This window comes from Sphingomonas sp. DMC8 (genome assembly GCF_056314185.1).
Map to the genome: position 1 here is coordinate 267580 of NZ_JBQUYV010000006.1, position 13900 is coordinate 281479.

Sequence of the window (13900 nt, forward strand, 5' to 3'; positions counted from 1 at the left end):
TAAACGCTGCCCCACGCCGACCCAAGGTTCAGGCGGTGAAGCCCTGCAGCAGCTTCGGCACATCCCCGCTTTCGCCGCGCGCTTCACCCATGAACCAGCGCTTGAGCGGCGGCAGCCGGTCGACCGCCGACAGGCCGAACCGGCGCACCGCATTGGGCAGCTTGCCCGGAATGCCAAACAACCGCGTCAATCCATCGGTTGCCAGCGCCACCATGAAGGTGTCTAGCCCGCGCCAGCGCTGATAGCGGGCGAGCAATTCGGGATCGCCCAGGTCCAGCCCCAGCCTCTTGCCGTCGACCAGCACCTCGACCAGCGTCGCCACGTCGCGGAAGCCGACATTCACGCCCTGCCCGGCAATCGGATGGATGCCGTGCGCTGCATCGCCGACCAGCGCCAGCCGCTCGCCGGTGATCCAGGCGGCGTGGTGGAAGCCGAGCGGATAGGAAGAGCGCGACGACAGCGGCCCGAGCTTACCGAGAAAGCCGCCCATCTTCTTTTCCGCCTCGGCCAGATAGGCCCGGTCGGAAATCTTGTGCATCGCCGCCGCATCGCGCGCGTTCACCGTCCACACCACCGCCGAGCGGTGGCCATGGGCATCGTCGAGCAGCGGCAGGATCGCAAACGGCCCTTCGGGGTAGAAGATTTCGTAGGCGATGTTCTCATGCGACCGCTCGTGCCCCAGCGTCGCGATCATCGCCGCATGATCATAGGTCCAGCGCGCGACCTTGAGCCCTGCCGCTTCGCGCGTCGGCGAGTTGCGTCCTTCGGCGGCGACCAGCAACTGCGCCCGCACCGTGGCGCCCGAATCGAGCGTCGCCACGACGCCCTGGGCATCGCGCACGACCGAAACCGCGCGCGTCCGCATCCGCATGTCGGCGCGCGGCGCAGCGACCGCCGCTTCGTAGAGCGCGGTGCGCAGCACGCGATTTTCGAACATATGGCCCAACGCGCCGTCGTCGGCATCGGGCGCGAAGTCGAGCTTGCCGGGGGCCAGTCCGTCGGACACGCGGATGCCCTCGATCGGGCACCCCTTGCCGGCAAGACGCGGTGCGACCCCGATAGCCTCGAACATGCGCATCGGCGCGCTGGCAATCGCCGAAGCGCGGCCGTCGAACGCTGCGGCCAGAATCGTCTCCGGGTCCGCCGGGTCGATCACAATGCTGGTGATGCCGTGCGCATCGAGTGCCACGGCCAGCGCGCTGCCGACCAGCCCGCCGCCAAGGATGAGAATGTCCGCCTGGTCCATGGCAAAAGGCCCTAGCATGTTCGGGCGCGCGTGCCAGCCGGCAAGAGGGGAAGCGGGGTACAAACGCGGTACGCCTTGACGCCGGAGTCCCGAAGGGCGATGATTCCGCCGGTTTTTCCGGACATATTTGGAGGCTGGACGATGGCGTCCCGCGCACAGGCGCCGCATTGGCGCGACACGATGAAAGCGGGCGCCCGCCGCAGCGGCGCGCTGATTACCGGCACGCTCCTGCTGCTGGCGACGCTGGCGCTGTTCCTGGCGCTGGCCAGCTATCATTCGGAAGACCCCGCGCTGAACACGGCGGCCGCGGGGCCTGCGCGCAACCTGCTGGGCAGCCCGGGCGCCTGGATCGCCGACCTGCTCTATTCGGCGCTCGGTCTGCCGATCCTGCTGTTGCTGCCGGTGGGCGCGATCGTCGGCCTCCGGCTATGGGCAGGCGAATCGATCCGGGGCTGGCGCCGGATGCTGGGCAGCGCCGCGATTGCCGCGCTGCTCGTCGCCATCGGCCTGGGGCTGCTTCATTTCGACTGGTCGCTGCCGATCGCCTGGCGCCTGCCCGGCGGCATGGGCGGCCTGGCCGGGCTCGCGATTGCGGGCGGTATCGACTGGCTGGTCGCGCTGGCGGGCAGCCCGGACATTTCCTTCTGGGCAGGGCGCGGCGCCGGACTGGTACTGGCGCTGGGTGGCCTCTGGCTCTGGTGGCACCGGCTGGAACTGCGCGTGCCGGCCGGTCTGCTCCGGCTGCCGCCGCTGCTCAGCGGGCCGCGTAGCACGCCATTGCTGGCCGGCCCGCGCCCGCGCCTGGCCGATCCGGTGCCGTTCGATACCGATGGCGACGCCGATGCGCCCCAGCCGGTCCGCGAACCGCGCCGGCAGGTGGTGCCGGACAATCGCCCGGGTCCGGTCATCGCCGACCGCAGCACGGCCCCCTCGCCCGCACCGCGCAAGCCGCCGGTGCAGACCTCGCTCGACTTCAAGGACAGCTATCAGCTGCCGCCGCTCGACCTGTTGAAGGCCCCGCCGGCGAACAAGGGCAACGCCATCGACAAGGCCGCGCTGGAGCGCAATGCGCGGCTGCTCGAAAGCGTGCTCGACGATTTCCACGTTCGCGGTGAGATTGTCGAGGTGCGCCCCGGCCCGGTGGTGACGATGTACGAGCTGGAACCTGCCAGCGGCATCAAGGCCAGCCGCGTGATCCAGCTCGCCGACGACATCGCCCGCAACATGAGCGCGATTTCGGCGCGCGTCGCCACCATTCCGGGCCGCACCGTGATCGGCATCGAGCTGCCGAACGTCACCCGCGAGGGCGTCAACCTGCACGAACTGATCGGCAGCCAGCAGTTCGAGGAACAGGGCGCCACCCTGCCCCTCGTGCTCGGCAAGAACATTGCCGGTGAACCGGTGATCGCCGATCTGGCGCCGATGCCCCATCTGCTCGTCGCCGGCACCACCGGTTCGGGCAAGTCGGTCGGGCTCAACTGCATGATCCTGTCGCTGCTCTACCGGCTGACGCCCGAGCAGTGCCGGCTGATCATGATCGATCCGAAGATGCTGGAACTCAGCATGTACAAGGATATCCCCCATCTGCTGGCGGATGTGGTCACCGATCCGCCCAAGGCGGTGCGCGCGCTCAAATGGGCGGTCGAGCAGATGGAAGACCGCTATCGCATGATGGCGTCGATCAACGTGCGCAGCCTTGCCAGCTTCAACGACAAGGTTCGCGCCGCCAAGGCCAAGGGCCAGTCGCTCGGCCGCAAGGTGCAGGTCGGCTATGATCCGGAAACGGGCAAGCCGATCTATGAGGAGGAAACGCTCGACCTGCAGCCGCTGCCGCTGATCGTCGTCATCGTCGACGAGCTGGCCGACCTGATGATGACGGCGGGCAAGGAAGTCGAATTCCTGATCCAGCGGCTGGCGCAAAAGGCGCGTGCGGCGGGTATCCACCTGATCATGGCGACGCAGCGCCCCTCGGTCGACGTCATCACCGGCGTGATCAAGGCGAACCTGCCGACCCGGATCAGCTTCCACGTCACTTCGAAGATCGATTCGCGCACCATTCTGGGCGAGCAGGGCGCCGAGCAGCTGCTGGGCAAGGGCGACATGCTCTATATGTCCGGCGGCAAAGGCATCACCCGCGTCCACGGCCCGTTCGTGAGCGACGACGAAGTGCAGGCGATCGCCGATTTCTGGCGCTCGCAGGGCGCGCCGGACTATATCTCGGCCGTCACCGAAGAGCCCGAGGACGGCGGCTTCAGGCTCGACGGCGAGCCCGACGGCGAGGACAGCCCCGAGGAACAGACCTATCGTCGCGCGCTTCAGCTGGTGGCGGAAAGCCAGAAGGCGTCGACCTCGTGGCTGCAGCGCCAGCTGCGCGTCGGCTATAACTCGGCCGCCCGCCTGATCGAGCGGATGGAGCGTGAAGGGCTGGTGTCGAAACCCGACCATGTCGGCCGCCGCGAAGTGCTGATGGATACCGACGGGCGGCCGCTCTAGCGGGATCGAAACGCCCGAAACGGGGTTCACGGCGCATTCAAGCCGTCCCGGCTAGCCCTGCTTCGACCAATCGGAGAATTGATACGTGTTTTCGCGCCCCCTGGCCCTCTCGCTTCTCGCTGCTCCCTTGCTGATGGCGGCGGCGCCCGCCGGCGAACTCGGCACGGTGCAGCAACATCTGAAGGCGGTGACGACGATGACCGCCGATTTCACCCAGGAAGACCGCAATGGGCGGGTGGTGGCCGGCACGATGACGCTGAAGCGGCCGGGCAAGATTCGCTTCCAGTACGAACAGGGTGTGCCGCAACTGATCGTCGCCGATGGCCGCAGCCTCTATTTCATCGATTATCAGGTGCGGCAGGTGCAGCGCTGGCCGATCGGCAATTCGCCGCTGGGCGTGCTGCTCGACCCGAACCGCGACATCGGCGCCTTCGCCACGCTGAAGCCCACAGCCGATCCGCGCGTGCTTTCGGTGGAGGTACACGACCCCAAACACCCCGAATATGGCCGGATTACCATGGTGTTCCAGAAGGACGCCGCAGCCCCCGCCGGCCTGCGCCTGCAAGGCTGGGTGGCGCTCGATTCGCAGAACAACCGGACGACCATCCGCCTGTCGAACCAGCGCTATAACGGTGCCGTGTCCGACGGCACGTTCCGCTGGAACGACCCGCGCCAGCAAGGCCCGCGGGGACACTGAGCCGAAATTGTCGCTCGTTCATCCGCGCGACAGGTTCAATCGCTTATCCAACATTGGCGGTTGTGGGGATCGCCCGGGATTTTTCCCCCTGTTGCCCGGGATTGCTCCACATCCTGCCTGCGTGACGAACGCCAGGTCGGCCCTCGCTCCATTGCCCCCGGAGCGGGGGCCTTTCCTTTTGGCGCGGCCACGCATGATATACTGGTACTTCGCCGCGAAATTGCTACATCGGCGCGCGTGAAGATCGCCTCCTGGAACATCAACTCCGTCCGCTTCCGCATCGGCATCGTCGAGCAATTCCTGCGTGAGGAATCGCCCGACATATTGTGCCTGCAAGAAACCAAGGTCATCGACGGCGACTTCCCCGATGCGTCGTTCCGCGCACTGGGATATAACCACATCATCAAGCACGGCCAGCGGATGCACCATGGCGTCGCGATCCTCTCGCGCGTGCCGGTGAGCGAGGACGACCGGCTCGACTGGCAGGCGAATCAGGAAGCCCGGCATGTCGGCGTTCGGCTGCCGAACGGTGTGCGGCTGGAAAATGTCTATGTCCCTGCCGGCGGGGATGTGCCCGACCGCGAGGTGAACCCGAAATTCGGCCAGAAGCTCGATTTCGTCGAGCGCATGACCCAATGGTCGGCCCAGCTCGACGTGCCGACGATTCTGACCGGCGATTTCAACATCGCCCCGCTCGAATGCGATGTGTGGAGCCACAAGCAGTTGCTCGATGTCGTCAGCCATACGCCGATCGAAGTCGAAGCGCTGGGGCGCCTCCAGGCTGCGCATGGCTGGGTCGATCTCGGGCGTCGCTTCGTCCCCGCGCCCGAGCGCTGCTTCACCTGGTGGAGCTATCGCGCCAAGGACTGGGCCGCGTCCGATCGCGGCCGGCGGCTCGATCATATGTGGGCCAGCCCGGCGGTTGCCGAACAGGCCACCGCACACAAGGTGTGCGAGCCGTGCCGGTCCTGGCTCAAGCCCTCGGACCATGTGCCGATCGTGACCGAGTTCGACTTTTAATGGGCGCGCGCGCCGCCGCCGAAGCCGTGGATGCGCTGCGCCGGGGCTGGCCGATCGCCCTCCGCGGCGCGAGCGGCACGCTGCGCCTGCTGGCGATCGAGACCGGCGACGCCGAGCGGCTCGCCGCGTTCGATCCTGCCGGCACCGCGCCGGTGCTGCTCTCCGCCGGCCGCGCGGTGACGCTCAAGCTCGCCAATCAGCGCGATGCCGCCACGCCGGATGCGCCGGTGCTGGTCGAGCGCGCGCCCTGGCTCGATTTCGATACCGCGACTGCGCTCGCCGACCCGCAATTCGATCTTGCCACGCCGCTCAAGGGCCCTTTCCGCGCGGTTCCGGTCACGCAACCGGATGCGGCGGAGGCAGCGCTGCGGCTGGCGCGCATTGCCGGTCTGCTGCCGGCCTTCTTCGTGCTCGAAGGCGATAGCGACGACGCGATCACGCTCGCCGACATCGACGCGCATGAGGATGCCGACCGGCTGCGCATCGTCGGCCGCGCACGGCTACCGGTCGAAGCGGCCGAGGATGCCGAAATCGTCGCCTTCCGCACCGACGAGATGCCGGGCGAACATATCGCGCTGCTGATCGGCCAGCCGAACGGGCAACCGCCGCTGGTGCGGCTGCACAGCGAATGCCTGACCGGCGACATGCTCGGCAGCCTGAAATGCGATTGCGGGCCGCAGCTCAAGGCGGCCATTGCCGAGATTGCCAAGAGCGGCTGGGGCATCCTGCTGTACCTGCGCCAGGAAGGGCGCGGCATCGGCCTGATCAACAAGCTGCGCGCCTATGCGCTGCAGGACCAGGGCTTCGACACCGTCGACGCCAACACCCGACTCGGCTTCGCCATCGACGCGCGCAATTTCCGCGTGGCGGCGCGGATGCTGACCCTGCTCGGCCAGCCGCGCATCCGGCTGCTCACCAACAACCCGCAAAAGGTGGAGACGCTGCGCGCGGCGGGCGTCGATGTGCTGGAGCGCGTGCCGCACGTGCTGCCGGCGAACCCGCATAACGCGCGGTATCTGGCGACCAAGCGCGATCGGACCGGGCACGCATTTTAGTCGCGATGCTCCGGCGAAGGCTGGGGCACCGTTACGCGATCAGCCGCGCAACCTCGTCGAAATCATGGGCGATGTGCTGCACCCCCAGCGCCCGCAGTCGCTCGCCATGGTCGGCGGCGCAGTGCAGGCCCGCGCACAGGCCGATCACCGTCGCGCCCGAGGCTACCGCACCCGTCACGCCGACCGGCGAATCCTCCAGGATTACGCACCGCTCGATCGGCACGCCCAGCGCCGCGGCGGCGTGGAAGTAGAGGTCAGGCGCCGGCTTGCCGTTCGCCACATGCTCGCGCCCGCTGAATAGCTTGTCGCCGAACAGGTCGCGCACGCCGAGATGGCGCAGATGCGTGTCGATCCAGTGCGTTCTGCTCGACGAGGCGACTGCGCGGGGCAAATCGGCGGGCAGGTTCTCCAGAAAGCGGATTGCCCCCGCCACCGCCGGCAGGCCCCGTTCCAGCGCCCGCGCATCTTCCTCGGCGCGCGCGGTGTGGAAATCGTCGGGCAGCGTCCGGCCGATCCAGCGCTCGATCGCGGCGAGGAAATCGGCGCCCGCCAGCCCCATGAAATGCGCCATCGAATGTTCGGGCGTAGTCGGGTGGCCGATGCTGGTCAGATAGTCGGCAACGTGCTTGTTGCCGGCATATTCGCTCTCCAGCAGCACACCGTCGAAATCGAAGATGATCGCGTCGAACCCGACCTTCATGCGCGCGCTCCGAACAGGGCGGTGCCGACGCGGACGTGGGTGGCCCCCAGCATCACCGCCGTCTCGTAATCGCCGGACATGCCCATGCTGAGCCCCGCCAGCCCATGGTCACGCGCCAGCTTGGCGAGCAGCGCGAAATAGGGCGCGGGTTCCAGATCGGCGGGCGGCACGCACATCAGGCCGGCGATCGGCAGATCGGCCGACCGTGCCTCGGCGAGCAGCCCCGGCAGATCGGCAACCGGACAGCCGCCCTTTTGCGGCTCGTCGCCGATATTGACCTGCACGAAACAGTGGGGGCGTCGCCCTGCCTTGTCCATCGCGCGGGCGAGCGCGGTGACCAGCGAGAGCCGGTCGACCGAATGGATCGCATCGAACAGCGCCACCGCTTCGTCGGCCTTGTTCGATTGCAACTGGCCGACCAGATGCAGCGCGATGCCGGAAGTCGTCTCGCGCAACTCCGGCCATTTCGCCTGCGCTTCCTGCACCCGGTTTTCGCCGAACACGCGCTGGCCCGCGTCGATCAGCGGGCGGATCGTCGCCGCACCGTGCATCTTGGATACGGCGATCAGCGTCACGTCGGCCGGTTTGCGGTCGGCAAGCTTGGCGGCGCGGCCGATGGCGGTGGTCACCGCGTCAAGCCGCTGGCGGGCATCGTCTGGGAGCATGGCGCGCGCTATAGGAGGCGCCATGCCGCGCCGCCACCCCCCTTTGCCCCGACAATGGCTGATGACCGACGAGCGGCTGGGCGACACGCTTTGGACCGCGCTGGAGCGCTTGCCGCGGGGGAGCGGCGTGATCTTTCGCCATTATACGCTTCCACCCGCCGAAAGACGGGCGCTGTTCGCGGCGGTAGCGCGGGTGGCGCGGCGGCGGCGGCTGCTGTTGCTGCGCGCCGGCGCCGAACCGCTCGGCCGTGAGGCGCAGGGCGTGCACGGCCGGCGCGGGCACGGGCTCGTTACCTTCCCCGCCCATTCGCGGCGCGAGGCGATTGCCGGGATTCGCGCCGGCGCACACGCGCTGTTCGTATCGCCTGTCTTTGCCACGCGCTCGCATCCCGGCGCCCCGGCGCTGGGACGGGTACGATTCGGCCTGCTGATTCGCGGATTGGCGATACCGGTGATCGCGCTGGGCGGCATGGATGCGCACCGTGCCGCCTCGCTGGCGGCCTTCGGCATGCATGGCTGGGCGGCAATCGACGCCTGGGCCAGTTAGAAGCGGAAGGCCGTGCCCACGTAGATCGCCTGGCTGTCGCGGCGCGTGTCGGTCATCTGCGGCAGGCGATCGCGCTCGCTCTTGTAGCGCACGCCCGCCGTCACATCGAGGTTGCGCGACAACGCGTAGGAGCCGTTCAGATCGAACGAGTAGCTGGGCTTGTCGCCGATCAGCACCGGCGTACCGGCGAGCGGGCGGTCGTTGCTGAACTGGATCTGTCCGGTCAGGCGCTTGCCACGATAGCTCACGCCGACTTCGCTGTGGTCGCGGCTGCCGGGCTGGTTGACCAGGTCGACATGCGTCACATCACCCGAAACGGCAAAGCGCTTCCAGCCGACCGAAACGCCCAGATTATAGGCGATCGGCGCCAGATTGACCGTCGGCGAAGCGGCACCCGGCAGGTGCACGGCATTCTGCGCGACTCGCGTCGAACGTGCGCGCACTGCCACCGTTACCGAACGATTGCCCACCACCCGCGAATCGGCGGGGGTGAAGCGGAATCCGGTATCGGAAAGGCCGCTGCGCGCGAGCACCGCTGCCAGCTTGGGATCGGCCGCAGCCGGAGTGAAGGTGGCCGCGGCACGGATGCCGAGCAACACCGGACGAACGGCCGCCTTAGCACTGCGGTCTCGTTCCTGGGCCTGGATCGCAGGTGCGACGATGAGGCCGGCGACGCACAGCGCCCCCAATCCCAATCCCGTCATCCAGCGTCCAAACCGCATTTGCATACCTCTCTACATTGGGGCGCCTACCACGAATCGAAAGCGACGTTCCACTGGTGAGAGAAATTTCCCGCGACTGTTGCACGCGATACACAGATTCGGGTGCGCGGTGCGGCGCCTCGTTGCTGCTTCGCGCCTTGCTCCCGCCACATCCCGGCCTATAGATGCAATCTGCTAATCCTTTGCCCGGTAGGAAATCGACGTCAATGAACCGCCTGTTGCGCATCGCGATCCTGGGGTCGCTCGCTGTTTCGGTCACGGCCTGTGGCCATCACAAGGGGCGTCCGCAGGCCGACCTGGCAGCCTCCAAGGTCACGACCATCGGCGTCAACGCCTATCTGTGGCGCGCCAGCCTCGACACGCTGAGCTTCATGCCGCTGCTCCAGACGGATTCGAACGGCGGCGTGATTGTGACCGACTGGTATGTGAACCCCAACGTCCAGACCGAGCGGATGAAAGTCACCGTCACCGTGCTCGACCAGGATCTGCGCGCCGATGCGCTGCGCGTCGCGGCGCTGCGCGAAGTGAACCGCAACGGCGCCTGGGTTGCCGCCCCGGTCCAGGCCGCGACGGTCCAGAAGCTGGAAGACATCATCCTGACGCGAGCCCGCGACCTGCGCCGCGCCGCCATCGCGACCAAGTAATCCGGAACCCGAAATGGCGTCTCGCTTCAATCCCTTGAAGGCGGACGCGGCGTGGCAGAAGGCGTGGGAGGAAAACCGCACCTTCGCCGCCCGCGACGATTCGCCCAAGCCGAAGTCCTATGTGCTCGAGATGTTCCCCTATCCTTCGGGGCGCATCCATATGGGCCATGTCCGCAACTATACGATGGGCGACGTGCTCGCGCGCTTCCGCCGGATGAAGGGCATGGAAGTGCTGCATCCGATGGGCTGGGACGCCTTCGGCATGCCCGCCGAAAATGCCGCGATGGAAAAGAAGGTCCATCCCGGCGCCTGGACCCGCCAGAACATCGCGACGATGAAGGCGCAGCTCAAGCGCCTCGGCTTCGCGCTCGACTGGACGCGCGAGATCGCCACCTGCGAGCCGGACTATTACGGCCAGGAACAGGCGCTGTTCCTCGACTTGTACGAGGCCGGCCTGGTCTATCGCAAGGAAAGCGCGGTCAACTGGGATCCGGTCGACATGACCGTGCTCGCCAACGAGCAGGTGATAGACGGGCGCGGCTGGCGCTCGGGCGCGCTGGTCGAACGGCGCAAGCTCAACCAGTGGTTCCTCAAGATCACCGATTTCGCCGACGATTTGCTCGAAGGGCTGAAGGGCCTTGAGCATTGGCCGGACAAGGTGAAGCTGATGCAGGAAAACTGGATCGGCAAGTCGGAAGGCCTGCAGTTCACGTGGACGTTGTCCAACGGCGAAGGGCTGACCGTCTACACCACGCGGCCGGACACGATCTTCGGCGCGAGCTTCGTCGCGATCGCGGCGGACCATCCGGTCGCGCAGAGCCTCGCCGCCGGCAACCCCGAAGTGCAGGCGTTCATCGAACGCTGCAAGCAGGGCGGCACCACCGCGGCCGAGCTGGAGACGCAGGAGAAACTGGGCTGGAACACCGGCCTCACTGCCCAGCATCCCTTTGATTCTGCTTGGCAAGTTCCGGTCTACATCGCGAACTTCGTGCTGATGGACTATGGCACCGGCGCCGTGTTCGGCGTGCCGGCGCATGACCAGCGCGACTTCGAATTCGCGAGCAAATATCAGCTACCGATCCGCCGCGTCGTTTCCGAAGGCGACAAGACCGCGCCGGAGTTCGACGGTACCGAGGCCTATACCGGCCCCGGCACGCTGGTGAACTCGCACTTCCTCGACGGCCTCGATGTGGCCGATGCCAAGCGCGAAGTGATTCGCCGTGCCGAGGAAGGCGGCTGGGGCACCGGCAGCACCGTGTGGCGCCTGCGCGACTGGGGCGTCAGCCGCCAGCGTTACTGGGGCACCCCGATCCCGATCATCCATTGCGACGATTGCGGTCCGGTCGGCGTGCCGAAGGACCAATTGCCGGTCACGCTGCCCGAGGATGTGACGTTCGACATCCCCGGCAATCCGCTCGATCGCCATCCCACCTGGAAGCATGTCGACTGCCCGAAATGCGGCAAGCCCGCCCGGCGCGAGACCGACACGCTCGACACCTTCGTCGATTCGAGCTGGTATTTCCTGCGCTTCGCCAGCCAGCCGAGCGACAAGCCGTTCGACAAGGCTGTGGCCGAGCAATGGCTGCCGGTCGGCCAGTATATCGGCGGCGTCGAGCATGCGATCCTGCACCTGCTCTATGCGCGCTTCTTCACCCGCGCGCTGCGCCATATCGGCCGCATCGACGTGGCCGAGCCGTTCGCGGGCCTGTTCACCCAGGGCATGGTCACGCATGAAACGTATTCCGTAAGACGGCCGCCGACTGCAGCCGAGCTGGAACATTTCGGCTGGGACCCCGCTGGGGATAATGGCATCATCGAATGGCGCTCGCCGGAGCAAATCGAACGGACAGCGACGGGCTGGGTCGACAAGGCGACGGGACAGAAGGTCCTGGTTGGTCGCGTCGAGAAGATGTCCAAGTCTAAGAAGAACACGGTCGATCCAGAGCCGATCGTCGACCAGTACGGCGCGGATGCGGTGCGCTGGTTCATGCTCTCCGACAGCCCGCCCGAGCGCGACCTCGAATGGAGCGAGAACGGCATCGAAGGCGCCTGGCGCTTCGTCCAGCGGCTATGGCGCCTGTTCGATGGTCTCGAAGCAGCTGAAGGCGAAGACAAGGATCTGGAGCGGAGACTCCATCGCACCATCGCCGGCGTGGCCGAGGACATTGAGGCGCTGACCTTCAACAAGGCCGTCGCCAAGCTATATGAGCTGACCGCGGCCATCGAGAAGGCTGCGCCCTCCGCCTCGCGCACCGCCGCCATTCGCACGCTGGTCCGCATCGTCGCGCCGATGGTGCCGCACATCGCCGAGGAAGCCTGGGCGGCCATGGGCGAAACCGGCATGATTGCCGATGCCGAATGGCCGGCGGTCGATCCGGCGCTGCTGGTCGACGACGAAGTGACGATCGCCGTGCAGGTCAACGGCAAGCTGCGCGACACGCTGGTGATGCCGAAGGGCGCTGCCAAGGATGTTGTAGAAGCCGCCGCGCTCGCATCCGACAAGATCGTTCGCGCGTTGGAAGGCAAGACGCCGCGCAAGATCATCGTGGTACCCGATCGGCTGGTGAACCTCGTCGCATGAAAATCGCCCCTGCCCTGCTCGCCCTCACCGCGTTCGCCCTGTCCGGTTGCGGGCTGCGGCCGCTCTATGGCGGGGGCAGTGCAGGCGCGGTGCAATCGACGCTCGCCGCCGTCGAAGTCGCGCCGATTCAGGGGCAGACCGGCTGGCTGCTCGCCAATGCGCTCAAGGACCGGCTCGACAATCGCGACTCCTCGGCCCGCTATCGCCTCGAAGTGAAGCTGGAAGACAAGATCGCCGGCCTGGGCGTGCGCAGCGACGATTCGGTGTCGCGCGAGCGGGTGACGCTGCGCGCGCGCTACCAGTTGCTCGACCTGAGCAACGGGCAGGTGCTGCTCGACGCGACGGCCGGGTCGGATGCCGGCCTCGACGTGGTCGGCTCTGAATATGCCACCATCGCTGCCGAGCGCAGCGCGCTCGAACGCCTGTCGGGCATCGTTGCCGACCAGATCGTCGCGCGTGTCGCCCGCTACGTCCGCGCCAAGGCGCCCGCCGCCAAGCCATGAAGGCCAATGCCGGCCAGATCCGTGCCGCGGTAGAAGCACCCAAACCCGATATTCGCCTCTATCTGCTGCACGGCCCCGATGAAGCCGGCGCCGCCGATCTTGCCGCCCGGCTGGGCAAGGCGCTCGGCCCCGATGTCGAGCGGATCGACATCGATATGAAGGCGCTGCGCGACCAACCGGGGCTGCTGGCGGACGAAGCCGCCTCGCTCTCGCTGTTCGGCGGGGCGCGCTATATTCGCGTGCAGGGCATTGAGGAGGGCGCCGCCGAGGCAGTCACGCTGCTGCTCGGCGCCGAGCGCGGGGGCAATCCGGTGGTGGCAATCGGGCCGGCCCTCAAGACCACGGGCAAGCTGGTCAAGGCCGCGATCGCCGCGCCCAACGCCATGGCCTTTGCCTGTTATGTGCCCGAGGGCGCTGGCGCGGCCCAGCTCGCCAGCACCATCGCGCGCGAACATGGCCTGCGCCTCACGGGCGACGTGCCGCACCGGCTCGCGGCAGCGGCTGCCGGCGACCGCGCGATTCTGACCCGAGAGATCGAAAAACTCGCGCTGTTCCTTGATGCCGCGCCCGACGCGCCCCGCGATGCCGACAGCGTGGCGCTCGACGCGATCGGCGCCGATCTGGGCGATGGCGAGCTGTTCGGGGCGATCAAGGCCGTGCTCGACGGCCGCGTCAGCGAAGTCGGCGAAGAGCTTGCGCGGCTGGCCGAAGGCGGCGGATCGGCGATTCCGCTGCTCCGCCAGCTCGTCCGCCGGCTGATGACGCTCGCCGATCTGCGCGCCGATATGGACGGCGGCGCCAGCGTCGACGATGTGCTGGAGAAGCACCGCATATTCTTCAAGGAACGCCCCGCCACCGGCCGCGCGCTGCGCCGCTGGTCCGCCCCCCAGATCGCCCGCGCCATCGAACGGGTGCGCGCGGCGGAACGGGCGATGATGCATTCCGGCAGCGCGGGCGAACTGCTCGCCGAAGCCGAATGCGTCGCCATCGCCCGCGCGGCCGCCCGGGCAAAGGGATAAGGCCGCAC

13 protein-coding genes are annotated in these 13900 nt (G+C 67.5%); 9 read left to right on the forward strand and 4 right to left on the reverse strand.

Features of this window, described 5'->3' with window-relative positions:
- Positions 1–28: 28 nt before the first annotated feature.
- Positions 29–1246, reverse strand: coding sequence for a UbiH/UbiF/VisC/COQ6 family ubiquinone biosynthesis hydroxylase (locus ACT53K_RS13930; protein ID WP_476229284.1), 1218 nt, complete (start codon positions 1244–1246; stop codon positions 29–31).
- 141 nt (positions 1247–1387) lie between these two features.
- Here ACT53K_RS13930 and ACT53K_RS13935 point away from each other — a divergent pair, with 141 nt between their 5' ends.
- From ACT53K_RS13935 to ribA, 4 genes are all read left to right on the forward strand, one after another.
- A complete protein-coding gene (locus tag ACT53K_RS13935) occupies positions 1388–3739 on the forward strand; it encodes an FtsK/SpoIIIE family DNA translocase (RefSeq protein WP_476229285.1) in 2352 nt (783 codons plus the stop codon).
- A gap of 133 nt (positions 3740–3872) precedes the next feature.
- The gene (locus tag ACT53K_RS13940) at positions 3873–4436 is read left to right on the forward strand and encodes a LolA family protein (protein ID WP_476229403.1); all 564 of its coding nucleotides are present in this window, start codon (positions 3873–3875) and stop codon (positions 4434–4436) included.
- A 237-nt stretch (positions 4437–4673) separates the two neighbouring features.
- Positions 4674–5456: an exodeoxyribonuclease III gene (locus ACT53K_RS13945; RefSeq protein ID WP_476229286.1), complete on the forward strand. Its 783-nt coding sequence runs from the start codon at positions 4674–4676 to the stop codon at positions 5454–5456.
- The gene (gene ribA, locus ACT53K_RS13950) at positions 5456–6511 is read left to right on the forward strand and encodes a GTP cyclohydrolase II (RefSeq protein ID WP_476229287.1); all 1056 of its coding nucleotides are present in this window, start codon (positions 5456–5458) and stop codon (positions 6509–6511) included. Before ACT53K_RS13945 ends, ribA begins: the two co-directional genes overlap by 1 nt.
- 31 nt (positions 6512–6542) lie before the next feature.
- On the opposite strand, the gene ACT53K_RS13955 is transcribed toward ribA, so the two are convergent.
- Complete coding sequence (locus ACT53K_RS13955) at positions 6543–7211, reverse strand: HAD family hydrolase (RefSeq protein WP_476229289.1); 669 nt, start codon at positions 7209–7211, stop codon at positions 6543–6545.
- Positions 7208–7876 (reverse strand): YggS family pyridoxal phosphate-dependent enzyme, encoded by a 669-nt coding sequence (locus ACT53K_RS13960; RefSeq protein WP_476229291.1) that lies wholly within the window; start codon positions 7874–7876, stop codon positions 7208–7210. The genes ACT53K_RS13955 and ACT53K_RS13960 overlap by 4 nt, the downstream gene beginning before the upstream one ends.
- A gap of 61 nt (positions 7877–7937) precedes the next feature.
- Here ACT53K_RS13960 and ACT53K_RS13965 point away from each other — a divergent pair, with 61 nt between their 5' ends.
- Positions 7938–8423 (forward strand): thiamine phosphate synthase, encoded by a 486-nt coding sequence (locus ACT53K_RS13965; RefSeq protein WP_476229292.1) that lies wholly within the window; start codon positions 7938–7940, stop codon positions 8421–8423.
- Here ACT53K_RS13965 and ACT53K_RS13970 read toward each other — a convergent pair.
- Positions 8420–9145 (reverse strand): hypothetical protein, encoded by a 726-nt coding sequence (locus ACT53K_RS13970; RefSeq protein ID WP_476229293.1) that lies wholly within the window; start codon positions 9143–9145, stop codon positions 8420–8422. The genes ACT53K_RS13965 and ACT53K_RS13970 overlap by 4 nt on opposite strands.
- Positions 9146–9351: 206 nt before the next feature.
- Here ACT53K_RS13970 and ACT53K_RS13975 point away from each other — a divergent pair, with 206 nt between their 5' ends.
- From ACT53K_RS13975 to holA, 4 genes are read left to right on the forward strand one after another with little or no spacing between them, the layout of a single operon-like run.
- Positions 9352–9789 carry a DUF3576 domain-containing protein gene (locus ACT53K_RS13975; RefSeq protein ID WP_476229294.1) on the forward strand — a complete coding sequence of 146 codons (438 nt, stop codon included), beginning with the start codon at positions 9352–9354 and terminating at the stop codon, positions 9787–9789.
- 13 nt (positions 9790–9802) lie between these two features.
- Positions 9803–12370, forward strand: a complete 2568-nt coding sequence (leuS, locus tag ACT53K_RS13980) for a leucine--tRNA ligase (protein ID WP_476229295.1) — start codon at positions 9803–9805, stop codon at positions 12368–12370.
- Positions 12367–12873: an LPS assembly lipoprotein LptE gene (gene lptE / locus ACT53K_RS13985; RefSeq protein WP_476229296.1), complete on the forward strand. Its 507-nt coding sequence runs from the start codon at positions 12367–12369 to the stop codon at positions 12871–12873. Before leuS ends, lptE begins: the two co-directional genes overlap by 4 nt.
- Positions 12870–13892, forward strand: coding sequence for a DNA polymerase III subunit delta (gene holA / locus ACT53K_RS13990; RefSeq protein ID WP_476229297.1), 1023 nt, complete (start codon positions 12870–12872; stop codon positions 13890–13892). Before lptE ends, holA begins: the two co-directional genes overlap by 4 nt.
- The last annotated feature ends 8 nt before the right edge of the window (positions 13893–13900 follow it).

Coding starts and splice junctions, on each gene's coding strand:
- lptE (WP_476229296.1), top strand. CDS start 12,367: ATGAAAATCGCCCCTGCCCTGCTCGCCCTCACCGCGTTCGCCCTGTCC.
- ACT53K_RS13960 (WP_476229291.1), bottom strand. CDS start 7,876: ATGCTCCCAGACGATGCCCGCCAGCGGCTTGACGCGGTGACCACCGCC.
- ribA (WP_476229287.1), top strand. CDS start 5,456: ATGGGCGCGCGCGCCGCCGCCGAAGCCGTGGATGCGCTGCGCCGGGGC.
- leuS (WP_476229295.1), top strand. CDS start 9,803: ATGGCGTCTCGCTTCAATCCCTTGAAGGCGGACGCGGCGTGGCAGAAG.
- ACT53K_RS13965 (WP_476229292.1), top strand. CDS start 7,938: ATGACCGACGAGCGGCTGGGCGACACGCTTTGGACCGCGCTGGAGCGC.
- ACT53K_RS13930 (WP_476229284.1), bottom strand. CDS start 1,246: ATGGACCAGGCGGACATTCTCATCCTTGGCGGCGGGCTGGTCGGCAGC.
- ACT53K_RS13955 (WP_476229289.1), bottom strand. CDS start 7,211: ATGAAGGTCGGGTTCGACGCGATCATCTTCGATTTCGACGGTGTGCTG.
- ACT53K_RS13975 (WP_476229294.1), top strand. CDS start 9,352: ATGAACCGCCTGTTGCGCATCGCGATCCTGGGGTCGCTCGCTGTTTCG.
- ACT53K_RS13935 (WP_476229285.1), top strand. CDS start 1,388: ATGGCGTCCCGCGCACAGGCGCCGCATTGGCGCGACACGATGAAAGCG.
- ACT53K_RS13940 (WP_476229403.1), top strand. CDS start 3,873: ATGGCGGCGGCGCCCGCCGGCGAACTCGGCACGGTGCAGCAACATCTG.
- holA (WP_476229297.1), top strand. CDS start 12,870: ATGAAGGCCAATGCCGGCCAGATCCGTGCCGCGGTAGAAGCACCCAAA.
- ACT53K_RS13970 (WP_476229293.1), bottom strand. CDS start 9,145: ATGCGGTTTGGACGCTGGATGACGGGATTGGGATTGGGGGCGCTGTGC.